General features: G+C 34.9%; 11 protein-coding genes. 6 read left to right on the forward strand and 5 right to left on the reverse strand.

All coding sequences use genetic code 11. From position 1 onward, the window contains the following. Positions 1–180: 180 nt before the first annotated feature. Positions 181–1854 carry an AMP-binding protein gene (locus tag QVO66_RS01920; protein WP_288172444.1) on the reverse strand — a complete coding sequence of 558 codons (1674 nt, stop codon included), beginning with the start codon at positions 1852–1854 and terminating at the stop codon, positions 181–183. A gap of 297 nt (positions 1855–2151) precedes the next feature. Here QVO66_RS01920 and QVO66_RS01925 point away from each other — a divergent pair, with 297 nt between their 5' ends. Genes QVO66_RS01925 through QVO66_RS01935 form a run of 3 tightly spaced genes read left to right on the forward strand, consistent with a single transcriptional unit; the run spans position 2152 to position 10383 of the window. Then, complete coding sequence (locus tag QVO66_RS01925) at positions 2152–4197, forward strand: DUF5686 family protein (RefSeq protein ID WP_288172445.1); 2046 nt, start codon at positions 2152–2154, stop codon at positions 4195–4197. Between the two features lie 16 nt (positions 4198–4213). Beyond that, on the forward strand, positions 4214–7474 hold the full coding sequence (locus QVO66_RS01930) for a UvrD-helicase domain-containing protein (protein WP_021853696.1): 3261 nt from the start codon (positions 4214–4216) through the stop codon (positions 7472–7474). A 50-nt stretch (positions 7475–7524) separates the two neighbouring features. Then, positions 7525–10383, forward strand: a complete 2859-nt coding sequence (locus QVO66_RS01935) for a PD-(D/E)XK nuclease family protein (RefSeq protein WP_021853697.1) — start codon at positions 7525–7527, stop codon at positions 10381–10383. Between the two features lie 108 nt (positions 10384–10491). Here the strand turns inward: QVO66_RS01935 and cdd are convergent, their stop codons facing one another. The 3 genes from cdd to QVO66_RS01950 all read right to left on the reverse strand — a co-directional run bounded on the left by cdd (position 10492) and on the right by QVO66_RS01950 (position 15754). Continuing rightward, complete coding sequence (gene cdd / locus QVO66_RS01940) at positions 10492–10971, reverse strand: cytidine deaminase (RefSeq protein WP_021853698.1); 480 nt, start codon at positions 10969–10971, stop codon at positions 10492–10494. A gap of 14 nt (positions 10972–10985) precedes the next feature. Then, positions 10986–12332 (reverse strand): right-handed parallel beta-helix repeat-containing protein, encoded by a 1347-nt coding sequence (locus tag QVO66_RS01945; RefSeq protein WP_369678036.1) that lies wholly within the window; start codon positions 12330–12332, stop codon positions 10986–10988. An 866-nt stretch (positions 12333–13198) separates the two neighbouring features. Further along, positions 13199–15754 (reverse strand): ATP-dependent Clp protease ATP-binding subunit, encoded by a 2556-nt coding sequence (locus QVO66_RS01950; RefSeq protein ID WP_021853701.1) that lies wholly within the window; start codon positions 15752–15754, stop codon positions 13199–13201. Between the two features lie 293 nt (positions 15755–16047). On the opposite strand from QVO66_RS01950, the gene QVO66_RS01955 reads away from it, so the two are divergent. Both QVO66_RS01955 and glgP read left to right on the forward strand, forming a co-directional pair. Beyond that, the gene (locus tag QVO66_RS01955; RefSeq protein ID WP_021853702.1) at positions 16048–17703 is read left to right on the forward strand and encodes a glycogen/starch synthase; all 1656 of its coding nucleotides are present in this window, start codon (positions 16048–16050) and stop codon (positions 17701–17703) included. A 33-nt stretch (positions 17704–17736) separates the two neighbouring features. Then, positions 17737–20295, forward strand: coding sequence for an alpha-glucan family phosphorylase (gene glgP / locus QVO66_RS01960; protein ID WP_021853703.1), 2559 nt, complete (start codon positions 17737–17739; stop codon positions 20293–20295). Positions 20296–21044: 749 nt separating this feature from the next. On the opposite strand, the gene QVO66_RS01965 is transcribed toward glgP, so the two are convergent. Next, entirely contained in the window at positions 21045–21560 is a 516-nt protein-coding gene (locus QVO66_RS01965; RefSeq protein ID WP_021853704.1) for an RNA polymerase sigma factor, read from the reverse strand. 400 nt (positions 21561–21960) lie between these two features. Here QVO66_RS01965 and QVO66_RS01970 point away from each other — a divergent pair. Continuing rightward, on the forward strand, positions 21961–22303 hold a 343-nt coding region (locus QVO66_RS01970), incomplete at its 3' end, for an ATP-binding protein (protein WP_288172446.1).

The raw sequence follows: 22303 nt of genomic DNA on the forward strand, positions 1-22303 counted from the left end.
TCTTTCCCCACTATTTATCGGGTGAGCCGAAATTTCCTTATTGCAACAGATAAAGCATAAAGTCTACTATAAAAAAGCAAGAAAGAGGCTGAATAACAAATTTGTTATCAACGTCTTTCTTGATGAATATTTATATCTCAATATTAATGAATACAGGAACCGTATTCAGAAAAGTAAATTCTAAATATCAATATCTTTATAGAGATATCTTTTTATACTCTTTTTAGGTGTCTTTTCAAATTCTTCATCTTGAAGTCTTATCTTGGAAATCTTGCAATAAGATGGCATTACTTGATTCAATTCAGCCATATTCTGTTCCATAATATTCTGCAAATCATCTTTCGAAAAGCCTAAATTTCTTGCTTCCTCATAATCAGGATATACCAATGCAACAAGTTTGTCGTCTTTCTGTATCACGAGACTTTCCACAACCATTGCCATACTATTTAGCTTATCCTCGATTTCCTCGGGATAAATATTTTGACCATTTGCCCCCAAAAGCATATTCTTGCTTCTACCCTTAATAAAAACATTACCGTCTGCATCTATTAAGCCTAAATCACCTGTATGATACCAGCCATCTGAGTCCAAAGCCTGGTGAGTTGCTTCTTCATTTTTATAATATCCTAACATAACATTTGTTCCACGGGCCAAAATCTCACCAGGAACATTATATGGGTCTGGACTATCAATTTTAACTTCCATATGTATCACAGCCTTACCACACGACATCGGGACAAAATCATGATAATCGGAATATGTTATAATCGGAGCACATTCTGTTGCCCCATAACCAACGGTAATCGGAAAGTCTATACTCTTCAGGAAAGACTCTACTTCCTGATTAAACGCAGCTCCTCCAACAATTATTTCATACAGGTTACCACCAAAGGCATTATAAACCTCTTCGCATATTCTCTGCTTAACTTTTTTACTTATAACCGGCATGTTGAGCAATAAGCGCATCTTATTATTTTGAATCTTAGGAAAGACTCTTTTTCTTATTATCTTCTCAACAACTAAGGGAACAGCAATAATTATTGCCGGTTTTATATCCTTAAATGCTTGTGCAATAATCGCAGGACTAGGTACACGTGTCAAGAAGAATATATGGCATCCATGACAAAATTCAAACAAAAACTCAAAAGCCATTCCATACATATGCGCCATAGGCAAAATACTTACAGTGTTTGAACCTCTGGAAATATTTTTTCCTAAAGCATTCATTGCGAAATCCAAATTTCCCCATAATGCCCTATACGGCAACATAACACCCTTCGAGAAACCCGTTGTTCCACTTGTGTAATTAATCAAAGCAAGTTCATCAGGACTTTGTTCAATATAATAATGTATATGATTTTTTCTAAATGCCTTAGGATATTTCCTACCAAACAACTCATTTAGATGCTCTCGTGCATATGTCAACTTGTCTGTGCGCGAAACAACCAATGAATAATCAGGTATATATATTATACCTTCAAGACTTGGCATTTTTGTTGCATCTATAGTTGTAGCAACAACATCTCCGACAAACAGCAGTTTTGCTTCACTATGATTTACTATATTATAAACTTGCTCCGGTGTAAATTCATGCAAAACAGGAACAGCAACAGCTCCATACGTAAGTGTTGCAATAAAGGCTACAGCCCAGTTTGCACTATTACGGCCACAGATGGCAATTTTGTCACCTTTTACAACACCGCTATTTTCAAACATTATATGCAACTTTTCAATTTTTCTTGCAACATCTTTATATTGAAGTGTTACACCTTGATAATCAGTTAAAGCATCTAAATCCCAATTATCAATAATGCTTTTTTCTATAAACGAATTAAAACTTGGTATTTTTTCCATTGCACAAAAATAATAAATTTGTGCAAAGATAAATCATTACTTGCACATTTCAAAATTATTTGTGCAATTTTTCTGTAAAGTTAATTACAGTTATCAATAAATCTATCTTGATAAGATAAATATTGTAATTTTCAAAGATACATCTATTATCTAATATCAAATTCATACAATCAACGTCTATTAGGCTATAAATAAATCAAATGTTTACAATAGACAACAATCTGAACAACAGGCAAAACAGGCATTGCCTATTTAAAAGTATATAATATATAGAAATAACTCGATTTGAAAAAAAACATGTATATTTGCAAAGTGGAAATTATTAAAAGAATCATATTAACATCTCTTTTAGTCTTCTGTCTTATACCGTACAGAACAAAAGCTGAAACGACATCAGACTCGCTAATACTTCAACGAGTTCTGAAATACAAACAAAGTGTATCAGAAGAAGTAAAAGGAATCCACACAAATGTCTATTTAAGATATTATTTTAAAACAGATAAAAGAAATATAACATTGATGGCTATACCTTCCATGTATGCGATATCAAGAGGAAGGCGAGAATATGTAGGGGAAACATACAGCAATATATATATTAAAGACAATTACATTTCTGAAGCGACACGCCAATTAAATATTGGAACCATACCCCATCATAAAAATGCAATGACTACATTGCTGAAATATCTGATGCCGAATATTTATGATGTAACAATATTAGACAATCAAATTCTTTCTCCATTTAATACATATAATACAAAGCTATACAAATACGATATTACAAGTTTAACAGATAATCGTTCTGAAATTGTTTTCAGGCCCAAACTCCACAATACACAAATGATAAGTGGTTCTGCAATTGTCGAAAGAACTACAGGTAGAATTATACGAATGCAATTTATGGGCGAATACGATATGGTGAAGTTTCATATAGACGTATTAATGGGCAAATATGGCATATACTCATTACTACCTAAGAAATGCGATATTGACGCCGTATTTCATTTTATAGGAAATAAAATTCATGCATCTTATCATTCGGTTTATGATAATCCTATCACCCTACCCGATTCAATAATAAATTCACACGACATCAAATTAATGGAAGAAATAAGGCCAGACACGCTGCCTATCCACTTTAAAGATGCTTATATCAAATATGGCTATAATAACACAACTGATACAATCCAGAATGTCAAAGAAAACAAACGTTGGGACCAAGTTTTATGGGATGTTTTAGGTGATCACATTATCAATCGCACAAAAGGTAACTTTGGAACCAACAACCAGGGCGCTTTTAGAATATCTCCAATTTTAAATCCATTGGAATTAAGTTACAGCGGGCGAAAGGGTATAACATACAAATTAAAAATCAACGGCAGTTATAATTTTTCTTTAAATAAAGATATTTCTTTATCTTTTAATTCAGGATATTCGTTTAAACAGCATCAGCTATATTTCAGAATGCCTATCCGTTTTACATACAATAAGAGAAGAAATGGATATACAGAATTTGAAATTGGTAATGGAAATAGAATTACCAACTCCAGTATAGTAGACCAAATAAAAAATGAGACACTTGATTCCATCAATTGGGACAACATGAATTTAGATTATTTTAAAGATTTCTACTTTAAATTCAAAGCAAATTATGACTTATCGGATAAATGGAGCATACAACCTGGTATAATATATCACAAACGCTCTGCCGTTGATAAAACAGGATTTGAGCAAGCAAAAAGGCCTACAGAATATTATTCGTTTGCTCCATCATTACAAATACAATTCCGGCCATACGGATGGAACGGACCTATATTTACGACTGACTACGAAAGAGGAGTAAAAAATGTATTTAACTCAGATATGGAATATGAACGCTTTGAGTTCGATGCTTCATGGAAAAAACAATTTCATTCTCTGAAAGCTATTTCTCTTAGAGTTGGCAGTGGATTTTATACATCCAAAAGTAGAACATCATATTTCTTAGACTATACAAATTTCAGAGAAGAGAATATTCCTGGAGGATGGAATGACGATTGGACAGGTGAATTTCAATTATTAAACAGCAACTGGTATAATGCTTCGGAATATTATGTGCGAACAAATGCAACTTACGAATCGCCATTAATGTTATTGTCCCGAATACCATATGTAGGGCGACTGATGGAGATAGAACGTATATATGTAAACACACTCTTTGTTGAGCATCTACATCCATATATAGAATGTGGATATGGGTTCACAAACAGATTTTTTTCTATGGGCTTATTTTTAGCGACTCGAAATGCTGATTTTGAAGGTATAGGATGTAGGTTCGGATTTGAATTGTTTAGAGACTGGTAACAATTAATATTTTAACATGAAACAATTAACAGTATATAAAGCTAGCGCTGGAAGCGGTAAAACATTCACCCTTGCCGTTGAATATATAAAACTCCTGATCAAAAATCCAATGAGTTTTAAGAACATTCTTGCTGTAACCTTTACCAATAAAGCTACAGAAGAAATGAAAATGCGAATATTAAGCCAGTTATATGGAATTTGGAAAATGCTTCCTGATTCGCATCTTTACATGAAGGAAATAACAGGAAAACTAAATATAAGCGAAGAACAAGCAAGCCGACAAGCCGGAATAGCCTTAAATAGCCTCGTTCATAATTACAACTATTTCAGAGTTGAGACGATAGACTCTTTCTTTCAGTCTGTATTACGTAATCTAGCACGCGAATTAGATTTAACAGCAAACCTAAAAATCGGCTTAAATGATTCTCAAGTAGAAGAAGAAGCAATAGATCAACTTATAGACTCACTGACGACAACAAGCCAATTATTACAATGGCTTATAAATTACATTTTTACAAACATCGATGAAAACAAAGGTTGGAATGTTATTGGTCAGATTAAATCATTTGGAAAAAACATTTTTCAAGATTACTACAAGTCCATCAGCGACAATCTAAATAAGATAATCACTGAGAATAATTTTTTTGATATATATATTAAGGAGCTAAAAGAAATCCGTAGTAATGCTAAAAAATGCATGGCAGCATATGCAGACCGGTTTATAAATGAAACAACCAAGGCCGGATTAGACCCTAATACATCATATGCATCAAAAGGCAAAGGCATATGCAGTTATTTCAAAAAACTTAAAACAGATGATTTCAGTGATGATAAATGTGTTAACAACACCTTGAAAAAATGCCTTGACAGTGCTGAAAGCTGGACGACCAAAACTAGTCCAGACCGGAATACTATTATATCATTAGTAAATGAAAGCTTAATGAAACTGCTACATGAAGCTGAAACAGAACGCTCAAAACAATGGAAGCTTTATGCAACAGTTGAGGTTACTCTGAAACACCTTAGTAAATTACGCCTTCTAAATAAAATTGAGAGTAAAGTGAGAGAATTAAATGAAGATGCCAACAGATTCCTGCTAAGTGACACTCAGTACCTGCTTCATTCACTCATCAAAGACAATGATTCTCCGTTCATATTTGAAAAAGCCGGATGTCAACTTGAACACATAATGATAGATGAATTTCAAGACACAAGCTCTGTTCAATGGCAAAATTTTAAAGTCCTGCTTAAAGAATGCATGAGTCATGGCTCAAATGATAATGACACCGTCAACAACCTCATTGTCGGAGATGTCAAACAAAGTATATACAGATGGCGTGCCGGAGACTGGCGCTTACTTAACAATATCAAAGAGCAATTTCCGTCTTCAAAGGAGCAGGTGGACGTGTGTTCACTTCAAACAAATTACAGATCTGAAAAAAACATCATTGATTTCAATAATGCTTTTTTCACTTTAGCTGCACAATATGAATACACACGTGGCCAAGAAATCGGACTTGACAGCAGTGCCAATGAAATCAAAACTGCGTATGGAGATGTTAAACAGAATGCAAGACAAGGAAAAGCCCAAGCCGGATATGTAAGATTAACACTGCTACCAAATGAAGATTATAATGATACGACATTAGAATATATTGAAAGCAGCATAGATGAGATAATAAAATCAGGTATGCCGTTGAATAAAACTGCAATATTATTTAGATACAATAAGTTGATACCAATTGTTGCAGACTATTTCATGGAAAAAAGACCCGACCTGACTTTTATAAGCGATGAAGCCTTCAGGCTAGATGCATCAAGTGCTGTTAATACAATTATGCTTGCCTTACAGTTACTCGTACATCCTGACGACATAATGTCAAAAGCTAATTTGGCTGTTATATATCAGAATACAATATTGAAAAAAGATCTGAATGTAAGTAAAATTCTCACAAGCTTCGTGTCAGAAACTGACAATGCTGATTCTTTTTTACCGTCAAGCTATATTGACAATATGCAACAACTCATCAAAAAGCCATTGTTTGACATTATTGAATTTATATATTCCACTTTTGAGCTTGAAAAGATGCATGAACAAGGTGCTTATATATGCGCTTTTTATGATCAGGTCTCTGATTTTATAAATAACAATTCAGGCAATATTGATAAATTCATCAATGAGTGGAATGAGAACATACATTCAAAAACAATTCAATGTGATGAAATTAACGGTATAAGACTTATAAGTATTCATAAGAGCAAAGGCCTGGAATATGATAATGTAATTATTCCATTCTGCGATTGGACTCTGGAAAACAGAAACACCACGTTATGGTGCAATCCGAAATATCAGCCATTTGACAAATTGCCGATAGTTCCTGTAGACTATAACAAAAAATTGCTCAATACAATATATGTTGATGATTATAAAAACGAATATTTACAAAACACTGTAGATAATCTCAACTTGCTATATGTTGCATTTACAAGAGCATGTAAGAACCTGTTTGTTATAGGAAAGAAAAACAATTCATCCAAAAGTATAAGGAACAGATCTGAGATATTAAACGATAACATAAAAGGATTGGCAGAGATATTACCCGGGGCTTCTATTTCCGGGATTGAACAGGAAAATGAGCCAACTATATTTGAGTATGGAGAACTTTGCTGTGATGAAGAGACAAAGTCTGTAAAAACAGAAAATGTTTTTATACAACAGACTTTGCCATATAAAGTAAATATGAAAACATCAAACTATGTGGCTAATTTCAGACAAAGTAATAAAAGTAATGATTTTATAAAATCTGAAAACGAAGAGAACGAACACGAACGTTATATAAAAATGGGTAGTGTATTACACAAATTGTTTTCAATGATTCGTACTACCGATGATATAGACAATGTGTTAAAACAATTCGAATTCGATGGTGTACTTTATGATGATGATATAACGGCAGATAAAATGCGGAGTATGCTAGCAAAACGTTTATCTGATAAACAAGTAGCTGACTGGTTTGACTCACGTTGGACAGTATTTAACGAATGTAGCATTCTTGAATACGACAAAAATACTAACAAAGTTATTGAAAGGCGGCCAGATAGAGTAATTACAGACGGCACCAGAATGAAAGTTATTGACTTTAAATTTGGCAAACCTTGTAACGAATATATAAATCAAGTAAAACAATATATGTCTCTACTAAAATCAATGGGGTATCAAAATGTTGAAGGATATCTGTGGTTTGTTTATTCAAACAAGGTCAACAAGGTGGAATAATACATTTCGCAATCACTCTCATCATTTGTAACTAATACAACGGAAGTAACATGAAGAAATTTTTAGAATACGTAGCAGAAGACATCGTAAATAAATATGGCACTAATTTGTCAAACATAGCTGTTGTGTTTCCTAATAAACGTGCATCAATATTCTTGAACGAACAGCTTGCCATAAAAGCCGGCCGTCCTTTATGGTCACCGGCATATATTACTATCAGCGACTTTTTTCGTCAGCATTCATCGCTGTTAATTGGAGATTCAATAAAACTTATATGCGAGATACATAAAAGTTTTACTGAATGCACCCAAATAGACGAATCGCTAGATCATTTTTATGGATGGGGACAATTACTATTGGCTGATTTTGACGACATAGACAAGAATATGGCTGATGCCTCAAATGTATTCAAGAACATTAAAGACATCCATGAATTAGACGACATTTCATATCTTACAGATGAACAAAAAGAGATTCTGCATAAATTTTTCAGCAATTTCACGACAGACAATGAATCTGAACTGAAAAAACGCTTCTTAAAATTATGGGGACATTTCGAGGATATATATAACAACTACAAAGCAAGACTCCGTGAACAAAATATTGCATACGAAGGAATGCTGTATAGAGAAGTTGCCCAACAGGATATTGATTATAAATATGACAAATATCTGTTTGTCGGATTTAATATGGTTCAAAAGGTTGAGCAAAAAATATTCTCAAATTTACAGAAAAAAAATAGAGTTGGTTTTTATTGGGACTTTGATTCGTTTTATATGCCGCCAAATAAAAACGAAGCCGGTCACTATATTGAAAAATACCTTAAAGACTTTCCTAATGAGCTTAAATCGTCTGACAAAAGTATCTATAATAACTTGTCTGCAGGCAAAAGAATTACATATGCTAACGCATCCACAGAAAACATTCAGGCAAGATACGTAAGTGACTGGTTGAAAGAAGAAGAAAGATATAAAGATGGTAAAAATACTGCTATAGTTTTATGCGACGAGTCTCTTTTACCAACAATCATACACTGCATACCCAAAGAAGTTGAATGCGTAAACATCACTTCTGGCTATCCACTTTTTCAGACACCAGTTTCATCGTTTGTTCTACAGCTACTCGATCTTAAATTAAAAGGCTATTCACACAACAAAAACAGATATCAGCTTCATTATGTAGCTCAGATTTTGTCGCATCCTTATGCACAATATATATCAGAAAAATGCTCGGACCTATTGAATGAACTAAAAGAAAAGAACATTTATTATCCAACATTTCAGATTCTTGACAAAGATGAATTTACAAAACATCTGTTTGAGCTACAGAATAACAATAACGATTTGATGCAATGGCTTATGGACATCTTGAAACGAGTTGCCATAAATATGGGCAATACAGACAAAGACCCATTGTTTCAAGAGTCGATATTCAGGATGTACACATTATGCAATAGATTAAATGAACTGGTCAAGTCAGGCGACCTTGATGTGGACGTAATAACATTGCAAAAGCTTATCGTGCAACTGATCAGCTCAACCTCTATTCCATTTCATGGTGAGCCAGCAGAAGGCATCCAAGTTATGGGTATACTTGAAACCAGAAATCTGGATTTTGAGCATGTACTGATTCTCTCATGTAATGAGGGAAATATGCCAAAAGGCATAACGGACTCGTCCTTTATACCTTATTCGATAAGAAAGGCATACGAACTGACAACGGTAGATAACAAAGTAGCCATTTATGCATATTATTTCTACAATTTGATACAGAGAGCCTCTGACGTTACAATTGTATACAACAACTCAACAGAAGACGGACACACAGGTGAAATGAGCCGATTTATGCTTCAACTTATGACAGACGGTAACTTTGACATCAAGCGCATATCCCTAAAAACAGATCAACAGCTGGTATATTCAAAGCCTAATATAATTGCCAAGGATGAAACCATTGTCAATATATTAAACTCGATGAAATTTATTTCACCGACATCAATAAACAGATATATGCGTTGTCCGCTGCAATTTTACTTTTACAATATTGCCCAGATTAAAGAACTTGATGAAAGTGACGAAATGGACAACAGGATGTTTGGTAATATATTCCATGGAGCTGCAGAAATATTATACCGGAAATATCTTGACGCAGAAAACCACATCATTACAAAAGAAACCATTAATAAAGCATTGGAAGACAAATCGTTAATTGGAAGGATCGTTGATGAGGCCTTTACCGAGATATACTTTAAGCAAGAATATAATGACAACAATAACAAATCGTTTTATAATGGCCTGCAGCTGATTAACCGAGAAGTAATAATAAGGTATCTGAAAAGATTAATTGAAATTGACTCAGCATTGGCACCATTTACTATCATTGGGATTGAAAATGACGTCTATGAGGATATTAAATTTGTTGCAAATGGTGACGAACGTAAGATATGCATAGGCGGACGCATAGACAGAATGGACAAAATTGTTGATAAAGAAAATAATACAGAAAAAATAAGAATTGTTGACTATAAGACAGGAAGCAGTAATCTAAAAGATGCGAAATCATTGGACGACATATTCATACGTCCGCTAAATACAGAGATACACGCAGACTATTATCTGCAAATAATGCTATATTCGTTAATAGTAAGAGGCAATAAGAAATATAACAGCAGCAGTTTGCCTGTAAGTCCTGCACTGCTTTTTATACAGCACTCTTCAGAAGAAGGATATAATCCGATAATATCAATAAACAAGAATAAGATTAACGATATATCTGAATATCTGCCAGACTTTTTGGAGAATGTCAAGTCTATATTGTCTGAAATATTTGACATTGCCACTCCATTTAAGCCTACTACAGAAAGAAAAACATGTGAAAACTGTCCGTATGCACGCTTGTGCAACTGCTAAAATTTTACATGAAGATACCTCAAAAAATGAATACTATTACAAATATCCCAGACGACATATACGTTAAACTGTCATCTGGGATATTTTTGAGTTACTATATCAATAAACTTAGTGCATAGATTCATCAACAAATGACAATGGCAACAAATCTTTTATGCTGTCAATAACATAAATGCCATCTGTTCCACAAAGTAATATCTTTATATTACGTTGGTATCTTTGCTCCATTTCTAATATTACTTGCCGGCAAGAACCACAAGGCGAAACAGGAGTTTTAACCAGTCCTTCTATATTTTTTGCAGCGATTGCAATGGCTGTTATCGCCAACTCTGGATGATTAGACTGAGCATTAAATATAGCAGCACGTTCAGCACACATAGTAACGGGAAATGCTGCATTTTCCTGATTGGCCCCAATCACGATAGTACCATCCTCAAGCCTCAACGCAGCCCCCACCTTAAAGCGGGAATAAGGTGAATATGATTTGTCTGTAGCTTCAATAGCATTTTTTACCAATGCTTTTGACATATCATCAAGTTCTTCAAATTTTAACAGACTTAATTCCGATTTTATAATGATTTTTTCCATGTCTACGTTTATATTTATTCATTTTCGTTGTTTGTCGGATCTTTAAAATATTCATAGCAACCAACATCCGGGAGTTCATCTCTTTGTCTTCCGTCACGGTCTTCAGGCAAGGAATATTCTATCGCAGCAGTGTTTATAGCCGGAGATTTTTCGTTCAGATGAAAGTCATACCTCTGTTTGTCTATATCAACTAAAACAAAGTTTTCTTCTCCTGATACAGCTGAAGTGTCCTCAACATTCTCGAAAGTCACATTAATTATGTTCTCATCGTCCGTAACTTCTGGTGTACGCAATAATGAGTTCACAAATCTATAATTAAACTCTTTCGTTTCATCATCCATCTTCGCACCAGTTATTACATCGTTTGCATAGCCAGTAACAATACTATTCAGACAATCCATCTTTAACAACGGCATATAACGTTCACCCTGAAAATTAGAATAATACAGAGCAGCTCCGCGATTAGAGTCAAATGGATAAAACTGTGCCAATGTACATTGTTGTATTATTGCACTGCCGCCAAATATTGCCACACAATCATTTAAGGTATTGGTTATTTGGCTGTTACGTATCTCTATTGAACAATTTTCAGATTTAACGCCATATCCCTGACAATTATGAACTGTACCATTAAGTAATTGAAGTTTAACCTTCGATACATCAGAAGAGTCACAAACAATACCATTAAATGTGCTATGAATGTCTGTATAGCAGATTTTATTTTCGTAAGAAGAACCATAGAAACGAATTCCCTGCCACTGACCGCTGACATTATCGTAAGGAAGATAGTCAAACATGTTATCCAGTCTGTCACCACGAAGCACAATATTTCTATCTGCCGTACCCTCAGATATCATACGGCCATATACATTAATTCCGGCATCACCATGAAAATACAAAGTAGTTCCGGCTGCTATATTCAATGTAGCACAGCTGTCAACCGTCAGTCCACCATAAATTACAGTCGGTTTAGAGTCTGTTCCGATAGTAGTGTCATTTTGCACATACACATTCTTCAGTAAATTGGCATCCCACGTATAAGCGTTTAAAGCAACCTTCTGCTCTACCCCACTTTCCAAAAGGAAAACAAGCTCATCCTCGAGCAGTTGAGGCTCCTGCTTTCCGTTTTCCGGAGATGTTAATTCAACAAATACCCTTATACTGTCATTTTTACGGATCTCTACGTCAGAAATTTGATATCCTGACGTCGGGCTAAGGTATTCTCCGTCAACATTTATTCTAAATCCAGTCTGGTTTCCACGAGCTAATCTAACCTTTGTACATCGTATCCCGTCGCCAGCCTTATTATAAACCCAAAACGTACGTGTAGAAGTTGGAACCGTTGAAAAAATGGTATCCATACTTATCGTATCAGTTGAAAATGTCAATATGTCAGATTTTGACAATGAAAAAGAATCATCGTCTGTACACGACACAAACAGACAAAGAAAACTTATTAGTAAAATGATATTTTTTATCTTCATGATTATATAACGATGTTTGAAATATTATATTGCACTTAATTTGAAAGAAATTATTTCATTCCTTATAGAACATTATTTCACAAAATAACAATAAATCCTTGTTTTTACTTATTCAACATTATCAATGTGCCTATTACAGGGTTCACCGAATAAAAATATACGACTTGAAATGACAAATACAGCAGTAACAGACTTATGTTTTTCTGTATGTAATTCATTATTTATGACAAACGCAAATCTGTATATTATCATTTATGCTTCACTATACATATTCTAATAAAAAACATCGAAAAAACATTTCTGCTTTTTTTTCGAAAGAAACCAATGAAATACATCCATTAAACAAATGACTTTTGGATTAAAAACAACTGATTTACGGGCAAAAACTCAATCACTAATAATTTGAAAGGCATACGCGTATTTATATTAACAAAACGGACATATACAAACCGAAACAATCCTTTTTAATACAAAATCAACTTTATTTGTTATAATTTTTACAACTAGAAAAAGTATTAGACAAATAAAGATTAAGTATACATCTAAATTTATAAATCAAATTATATGCACGACACACATTCAAAATAAAGACGATAATGCATTAATGAAAATGCTCCATTACATAACCAAGCCCAAGCAAACCATTGATAAAAAAGAAGTTCTCTCTATACATAAATAATATAGGGGCAACATCTTGAAAATGACTTGCCCCTATATTAAATAATATTTAAATTACAAAGAAATCAATCTGTTCCTTCTATCTTAAACGACAGGCTATCTTTATCTGGATTCTTATCTATTAAGATAACGTCATTATCTTTTAATTTTCCATCCAATATCAATTCACAAAGCCCATCCTCAATATAGTTCTGTATTGCTCGTTTCAAAGGTCTTGCGCCAAATTGCACATCATAGCCTTTTGAGGCGACAAACTCTTTTGCAGCATTTGAAATCTTTATGTTACAGCCAAGTTCCTTGATTCTGCCGACAAGCCCCTTTAACTCTATGTCTATAATTCTTTTTATAGCCTCAAGATCCAACTGGTCAAATGTTATAATCTCATCAAGACGATTCAAGAATTCAGGACTAAACTGCTTACTCAAACTTTTTTGTATTATGCTTCTAGCATATTCTTTGTCGGTTTCATTGATGTTTTCACTGCTAAAGCCACCTGCATTGAAACCTATACCGCGTCCAAATTCTTTTAATTGACGAGTTCCGGCATTACTTGTCATGATTATCACCGTATTGCGGAAATCTATCAAGCGGCCGTTACCGTCTGTCAGACGTCCTTCATCAAGAACCTGCAATAACATATTGAACACATTGCCATGTGCCTTCTCAATCTCATCAAGCAATACAATTGAATATGGATGACGTCTTACTTTCTCTGTAAGCTGCCCACCTTCTTCGTATCCTACATATCCCGGAGGAGCGCCAACTAATCGAGACGTATTAAAGCTCTCACTGTATTCACTCATGTCAACACGGATCAACGCATCAGAACTGCCAAACATATGCTCAGCCAGTTTCTTCGCCAAATATGTCTTACCGACACCCGTTGGTCCCAAAAACATAAACGCTCCTATCGGATGATTTTTCTCTTTCAGACCAACCCTGTTACGCTGTATAGCCTTAACCATCTTTTCGATAGCCTTATCTTGAGCAACTACAACAGCTTTCAAATCATTAGCCATATTTTTGAGCCTTGCACTTTCGGCCTCAGCCATCCGTTGTACAGGCACACCTGTTATCATTGACACTACCTCTGTAACATCATTCTCTGTTATTTCATCTCGAGTGCCAATCTCATTATTTGCCCATTTTTCCTGAAGTTCAGAAAGTTCAGCTTCCAATTCTGTCTGCTTATCCCTGTAACTTGCTGCCAGCTCAAAGTTCTGATTTCTTACCGCAGCCTGCTTCTTCCCTTTGATAAAATTAATTTCTTTTTCCTTTTCACTTATCTCAGGAGGCATTTGTGTGTGCCGCAGATGCACACGTGCACCCACCTCATCAAGAACATCAATAGCTTTATCAGGAAAGAATCTGTCGGTTACATACCTTTCTGTCAATTTGACACACGCCAATATGGCATCGTTAGTATAAGAAACATGATGGTGATTCTCGTAACGCTCTTTTATATTATTCAAGATGGTTATAGTTTCATCAGACGTTGTCGGTTCAACAATAACCTTCTGAAACCTTCGTTCCAAAGCTCCGTCCTTCTCGATTGAATTACGATATTCACTTAATGTCGTTGCTCCAATGCACTGAATAGTGCCACGTGCTAATGCCGGTTTCAATATATTGGCGGCATCCATTGAACCCGGAGTAGAACCGGCTCCTATAAGCGTATGTATCTCATCTATAAAAATAACGACGTCAGGATTCTGCTCTATTTCCTTAATCAGTGCGCGTATACGTTCCTCAAATTGTCCACGATACTTTGTGCCTGCAACAATAGCAGTCATATCAAGACTAATTATACGCTTATTGAATAGGACTGGTGATGTATGATGCTTGTTAATAAGCTGAGCCAGACCTTCAACTATTGCACTTTTACCTACACCTGGTTCTCCAATCAAGATTGGATTGTTCTTCTTCCTACGACACAAGATTTCTACAACGCGCTGAATCTCACGCTCACGGCCTACAACAGGATCCAGTTTTCCTTCCGAGGCGCATTTCGTCAAATCGGTTCCAAAATTATCTAGCACTGGCGTTTTTCCTTGGCTTCTATGTACACCAGTTGCAGTATTCTGCGGATTTGATTTCTGCGAATTACCGCCATTAATACTAAGCATGCCGTCCTCATCTTCATCCTTATCAGGCATGTCAATCCCATCATTTGTCATATAACCTGATTTATTCTGAAAATAGGTTAACGCATCTTCATAACTCATATTATTAAACTCTAACACCTCTTTTGCTCCATTATTTGCATGATCATGTAAAATCGCCAACAATAAATGCTGTTCATCAACCATTTGCATAGACTGAATACGGGCCTCCAAAACAGCAAGTTTTAAAATATTACTGGCCTTTTCATTCAACACAAGCTCACGAGTATTTAAAGGTTGCATAAAATCATCTTCACGCACCTTCTGTTCCAACTCGGTTTTTATTGACTGATAGTTTATATCTAATTTCAAAAATAATTCATGCACAGGGCCCGTCTTGTCACGAAGTATACCAAGCAGCAAATGCTCCGGACCAACAGACCTGCTGGCTAACCTGGCTGCCTCTTCTCTGCTAAACGCTAGAATTTGAGACACTTTTGGTGAAAATTGACTGGTCATTTTATATATATTCTTATTTACAATAATTTTACGATGCAAAGATAAACATTTTATCACAAACAAATATTATGCCATATTTCATTTTTAATTATAAGCGCGCAGATTTTAGCATTCAAAATAAAAAACATATATCCTCTTTAATATTTAACAATAACTATTTTGCAATCATTTTAAATAGTTATTAATAAAATAATCATAAATCAATAAAATCTCTCATTTCTTAAAAATACATAATACAAAATTTGTTTTTGTATGATTTTTTATTAACTTTGCGCCCATATTACAAAAGAATTATGGCAACAAAATTATTAACACCTGATTATATTTTTGAATCTAGTTGGGAAGTTTGCAATAAGGTCGGAGGTATATATACAGTTCTTTCAACAAGAGCAAAAACCCTACAGAATCTTCTGAAAGACAAAATTATTTTTATCGGTCCTGATGTTTTTATTAACGATAATCCTTATTTCATAGAAGATAACAAACTGTTTTCTGAATGGCATGAACAAGCCAACAAAGAAGGTCTTGTTATTAAAATTGGAAGATGGAATATACCAGGACAACCTATTGCAATATTGGTAAACTTCAATCAATATTATAAAGATAAAAACAATATTTACACATGGACATGGGAACATTTTCAGGTAGACAGTCTACATGCCTATGGTGATTATGACGAAGCGTCTATGTTCTCATATGCAGCTGCCAAGGTAGTTGAAAGTTTCTATAATTTTTATCTTGACGATTCTCAAAGGGTCATATATCATGCAAATGAATGGATGACCGGGTTAGGACTTCTGTACTTAAGCTACAAGATACCACAAATTGCAACAATATTCACCACTCATGCCACGAGTATAGGAAGAAGTATTGCAGGAAACAATAAGCCGTTATATGATTATCTGTTTGCTTATAATGGTGATCAAATGGCTAACGAGCTCAATATGCAAAGCAAGCATTCGATTGAGAAACAAACTGCTAAATACACAGACTGCTTTACTACTGTAAGTGAAATTACAGCAAATGAATGTAAAGAACTTCTGGATAAGCCTGTAGACGTTATCTTGCCCAATGGCTTTGAAAATGATTTTGTACCCAAAGGCGCAGAGTTTACCAGAAAAAGGAATATTGCCCGCAAACATGTTCTAAACATTGCGAATGCATTACTCGGAACAGACTTAGACGACGACACACTCATTGTATCAACTAGTGGACGATATGAGTTCAGGAACAAAGGAGTTGATGTATACATAGAAGCAATGAACAGGTTGCTTAGAGATAACCGTCTGAACAAAAAAATACTTGCATTCATCGAAGTTCCCGGATGGGTTGGTGAACCTCGCGAAGACTTAAAAGAACGTATTAAGTCACAAAAGGAATACAACGAGCCATTACCAGTACCAATGATAACACACTGGCTTCAAAATATGAGTCAGGACAATGTATTAGGAATGTTGAAATTCTTAGACATGCAAAACAGGTATGACGACAAAGTAAAATTGATATTCCTGCCTTGTTATCTTAATGGCAACGATGGTATCTTCAACATGAAATATTACGACCTCGTATTAGGAAATGACCTTTGCGTTTATCCTTCATACTACGAACCCTGGGGATATACTCCATTGGAGGCAATTGCATTTAAGGTTCCATGCATAACATCTGATTTAGCAGGCTTTGGGCTTTGGGCAAATGCCGAATTTGGAAGATATGGAGAAATTACTGACGGCGTAAAAGTTATTCACCGTACAGATTACAATTATTCTGAAGTTGCTGATAAGATAAAAGATACAATTGTAGAATTCTCCAATATGTCCGACAGCGAGATTAAGAAAGCCCGAAACAATGCAGAAAAGCTGTCTAAGAAAGCATTATGGAGCAATTTTATAAAATACTATTACCAAGCATATGACTTTGCGCTCAGACGAGCAGAAGCAAGAAAGCATTAAATCAATTTGTAAATTACATAAATTAAATAAACAATGAAAATTAAAGCAGACTATGTCAACGCTCCACAATGGAGAGAACTGACTGTAAAATCAAGATTACCTGAACAATTAAAGTGTTTAGATGAACTTGCTCATAACATGTGGTGGGCATGGAACTACGAAGCAAGAGATTTATGGCGCAGCTTAGATGAAAAATTGTACGAAGAAGTTGGTCATAATCCTGTTTTATTGCTCGAACGTCTTAGCTATGACAGAAAAGAAGAAATTGTCAAGGATAAGACAATAATGAAGAAAGTTAAGGACGTATATTCACTGTTCCGTAAATATATGGACGTTAAACCAAATACAAAACGTCCTTCTGTTGCATATTTCAGCATGGAGTATGGTCTTAACCAAGTTCTTAAGATATATTCAGGCGGTCTAGGAATGTTAGCCGGTGATTATCTGAAAGAAGCCTCTGACAGCAATGTTGATATGTGTGCCGTAGGATTCCTTTATCGCTATGGATATTTCAAGCAGTCCCTCAGCATGGACGGACAGCAGATTGCAAACTACGAAGCTCAAAACTTCAACTCACTTCCTATTGTTCGCCAACTTGATGCCGAAGGCAATCCCTTGGTTGTAGATGTTCCATATATGAACTATCAGGTTCATGCTTATGTATGGAGAGTTAATGTTGGTAGAATTCCGCTTTACCTACTTGATACAGATAATGAAATGAACTCTGATTTTGACAAACCAATAACCCACTCTCTTTATGGTGGTGACTGGGAGAACCGTCTGAAACAAGAGATTCTGTTAGGTATCGGAGGTATTTTAACTCTTAAAAAATTAGGTATCAAGAAACAAATATACCACTGCAACGAAGGACATGCAGCATTATGCAACCTTCAGCGTCTTTGTGACTATGTACAAAGCGGACTCTCTTTCAATCAGGCAATAGAGCTGGTTAGAGCCTCATCACTTTACACTGTTCATACTCCGGTTCCTGCCGGTCATGACTATTTTGACGAAGGCCTGTTTGGCAAATATATGGGCGGTTACCCCTCAATACTTGGCATCACATGGGATGAATTTATTGGCATGGGACGCACTAATTCTGATGACCACAACGAGAAATTCTGTATGTCAACATTCGCCTGCAACACTTGTCAGGAAGTGAATGGTGTAAGTAAGCTCCATGGATGGGTCAGCCAGAAGATGTTCTCAGGAATATGGAAAGGTTATTATCCGGAGGAAAACCACGTTGGTTACGTTACCAATGGTGTTCACTTCCCCACATGGGCAGCAACAGAATGGCGTAAGCTATATGCCAAATATTTTGACTCAGCTTTCATGTCTGACCAAAGCAATGAAAGCATATGGCATGCAATATACAAAGTTCCAGATAATGTCATTTGGGACACACGCATGGTATTAAAGAAGAAACTTACAGATTATATTCGCGATAAATTCCGTGAAACATGGCTAAAGAATCAAGGAGATCCTTCAAGAGTTGTTTCTTTGCTTGAAAAGATCAATCCAAATGCCTTGATGATAGGTTTCTGCAGAAGATTTGCTACATATAAGCGTGCACACCTTCTGTTTACTGACCTCGACCGTCTGGCAAAAATTGTCAACAATCCAGAACGTCCTGTTCAATTCCTGTTCTCAGGAAAAGCACATCCTGCAGATGGCGCAGGCCAAGGTCTTATAAAGAAGATTTTCGAAATTAGCCAACGTCCTGAATTCTTAGGCAAAATTATCTTCCTCGAGGATTATGACATGCAACTTGCACGCCGCCTGGTTTCAGGTGTAGATATATGGATGAACACACCGACACGTCCTCTTGAAGCATCTGGTACATCTGGTGAAAAAGCTGAAATGAACGGTGTTGTCAATTTGTCTGTTTTGGACGGCTGGTGGCTCGAAGGATATCGTGAAGGAGCCGGCTGGGCACTTACAGAGAAACGTACATACAAGAATCAAGGCTACCAAGACCAGCTTGATGCTGCAACAATCTACGGATTATTGGAAAATGAAATCATACCTTTATACTATAACAAGAATGAAAACGGATATAGTGAAGGTTGGATTAAAGTGATAAAGAACTCTATCGCAACAATTGCTCCTCATTATACCATGAAGAGACAATTGGATGATTATTACGAAAAGTTCTATACAAAAGAAGCTATCCGTTTCGAGAAACTTGCAGCAAATGATAATCGTTTAGCAAAAGACATTGCACAATGGAAAGAAAGTGTAGCTGAACGTTGGGACTCAATACATGTTGTATCAAAAGAATCTATGTTCCCCAACACTGGTTTAGAAACAGGAGTTACATACAAAATTAGATACGTAATTGACGAACAGGGCTTAAATGACGCAATAGGACTTGAATTTGTTTCATTAACTGTTGACAATAATGGCGAAGACCGTATTTCAAATGTATTCCCATTCAAGTTAATCGGACATGAAGGCAACCTTTACACATTTGAAGCTACAGTGGAGGCATCAGAAGCAGGCACATACAAGACTGCCGTCAGAATGTATCCAAAAAATTCCGCCCTGCCTCACCGTCAAGACTTCTGTTATGTAAAATGGCTTGATTAATAATCATTTGCCTATAAGCGACATTATGTAATTTTTATTACATATATAACTAAAGATAAATCTCCTTAACTAATGACATTTTTTGTCAATAGTTAAGGAGATTATTTATTATACTTTGTTCAAGTTCCACATCAAATAATCCATTTAATCATTCCTAAAAGCCTATTCTTACGAGACATCATCCTGGACAGCATCTCTTATATTTTTTGAAGCATGCAACAAAGAGCTTTCATGGCTCTTTTGAAGTTATTGGCTGCAGCCGCCATAAGCACGTTTACAATATCTCCCACCACACCCTTATAAAAGTTACGGCCTAATCGGTAATCTGATTACTTAATACCAACAGATTATGATGGTTTTAAGGGACAACTAAGTAAAAAACGTGCTTTACTTAAAATCACAAGCAAAAAGACATATAAAATTTCTAAATTATTAACCTATCGTTCACCTGTAATGAACAGACCAGTTTCGTATCATAAATGCCCACTTATTTGTAACTGTAAATACACTACTATTATTTATAAATCAAATCATATGGATTTATTTCATTTTGAAATTTATAAAATCATCCTAGAAATTTAGAATAAAACAAGAAAGATGTTCACGACTTTTGCCTTGATTATTAATCATAATTGACATATAGAATAATAAGCTGTTTTTATCCAAATAAAAAGCCCTACATTCATATCACTACGAATGTAAGGGCAACAACCTTAAAACAACCTATCGAATGTATTAATTAACCATTATCATGCTAACATTTTGCTCATATACTTTCTAATAACCTTACGAGCACTACCTAACTTATTTTCGACACTCTTATAATTCATATTTAATGTTTTAGATATCTCAGAAACAGCCAAATCGTCGTATATATTCATCTTGTAAATCTTTCGTTGATTTTCATTTAGTTTCTGAATTCCGCAATCAAGTATTTCGATAATTTCCTCAAATGAATAATTTGGAAAGTCATCACAAGAGTCCTTTTTAGTCTTAGACACAACATAACAAGAATAATCATCCACTGATTTTTTATGCCTATAATAATCGTATATAAGATTGCGCGTTATAGTATAAACCAAATTTGAAAGACTCTCTTCTGTCAAAATTTTATCTATTGACAATAACTTAATAAATACATTTTGAACAATATCATCGGCGTATTCTGTTTCTTTAATTCTGCTTACAACGAATGCACGCAAATCATTAAAATGCTCTGCATAATACTTGCCAATTGTAGTAAATTTAGTTTCGAGTTTTTCCATAGCTGTAAATTAGCTTTATATATGCAAAGATACTTCATTTCCTACGACACAAAAAATGAATCAATCTATTTATTCCTGTCGTATACAAATTCAAATTGTTTTGAAACATCTAAAAAAGTTATAGCCAACAGCATTTACAAAAAGCAGAATCTATAGCAATAAAACACAGCCATCTGACAATCAATTAATTATCAATAATATTTTATTAAAACAATAGCCTTAATCATTACTTATATCTAATTTTAGAATGTCAGGCAGATATTATTACGAATAACAAAAGCAATAAAGATCTCCCGCACTTAATTAATAACAATAAAAGTAAGCGACAATTATGGCACAGTATTTGCAAGTTGATTTGACGATTACTTATTACAAAAATACATTTAAAATACATATAGCTATGCAAAAAGGAAATATTGGGGTTACAACAGAAAACATTTTCCCCGTCATCAAAAAATTCTTGTATTCAGACCATGAAATATTCCTTCGTGAAATGGTAAGCAATGCTGTAGATGCAACACAGAAAATAAAAACACTTGCTGATAAAGGAATATTCAAAGGTGAACTTGGCGATTTGACGGTACGTGTTACTCTCGACGAGAAAAACAACACACTTACAATCAGCGATCGAGGCATCGGTATGACAGAAGAGGAGATTGACAAATATATTAACCAAATTGCATTTTCAGGTGTTAATGATTTCCTTAATAAACCTCAATTCCGCAACCCTACTAAAAGTCTCA

The organism is Prevotella sp. CAG:255 (assembly GCF_000431195.1).
Lineage (GTDB): Bacteria > Bacteroidota > Bacteroidia > Bacteroidales > Bacteroidaceae > Prevotella > Prevotella rara.

What these genes read in the sequence shown, in the direction of transcription:
- QVO66_RS01920 (WP_288172444.1), bottom strand. Translation starts at nt 1,854, where the DNA reads ATGGAAAAAATACCAAGTTTTAATTCGTTTATAGAAAAAAGCATTATT.
- QVO66_RS01925 (WP_288172445.1), top strand. Translation starts at nt 2,152, where the DNA reads ATGTATATTTGCAAAGTGGAAATTATTAAAAGAATCATATTAACATCT.
- QVO66_RS01930 (WP_021853696.1), top strand. Translation starts at nt 4,214, where the DNA reads ATGAAACAATTAACAGTATATAAAGCTAGCGCTGGAAGCGGTAAAACA.
- QVO66_RS01935 (WP_021853697.1), top strand. Translation starts at nt 7,525, where the DNA reads ATGAAGAAATTTTTAGAATACGTAGCAGAAGACATCGTAAATAAATAT.
- cdd (WP_021853698.1), bottom strand. Translation starts at nt 10,971, where the DNA reads ATGGAAAAAATCATTATAAAATCGGAATTAAGTCTGTTAAAATTTGAA.
- QVO66_RS01945 (WP_369678036.1), bottom strand. Translation starts at nt 12,332, where the DNA reads ATGGATACCATTTTTTCAACGGTTCCAACTTCTACACGTACGTTTTGG.
- QVO66_RS01950 (WP_021853701.1), bottom strand. Translation starts at nt 15,754, where the DNA reads ATGACCAGTCAATTTTCACCAAAAGTGTCTCAAATTCTAGCGTTTAGC.
- QVO66_RS01955 (WP_021853702.1), top strand. Translation starts at nt 16,048, where the DNA reads ATGGCAACAAAATTATTAACACCTGATTATATTTTTGAATCTAGTTGG.
- glgP (WP_021853703.1), top strand. Translation starts at nt 17,737, where the DNA reads ATGAAAATTAAAGCAGACTATGTCAACGCTCCACAATGGAGAGAACTG.
- QVO66_RS01965 (WP_021853704.1), bottom strand. Translation starts at nt 21,560, where the DNA reads ATGGAAAAACTCGAAACTAAATTTACTACAATTGGCAAGTATTATGCA.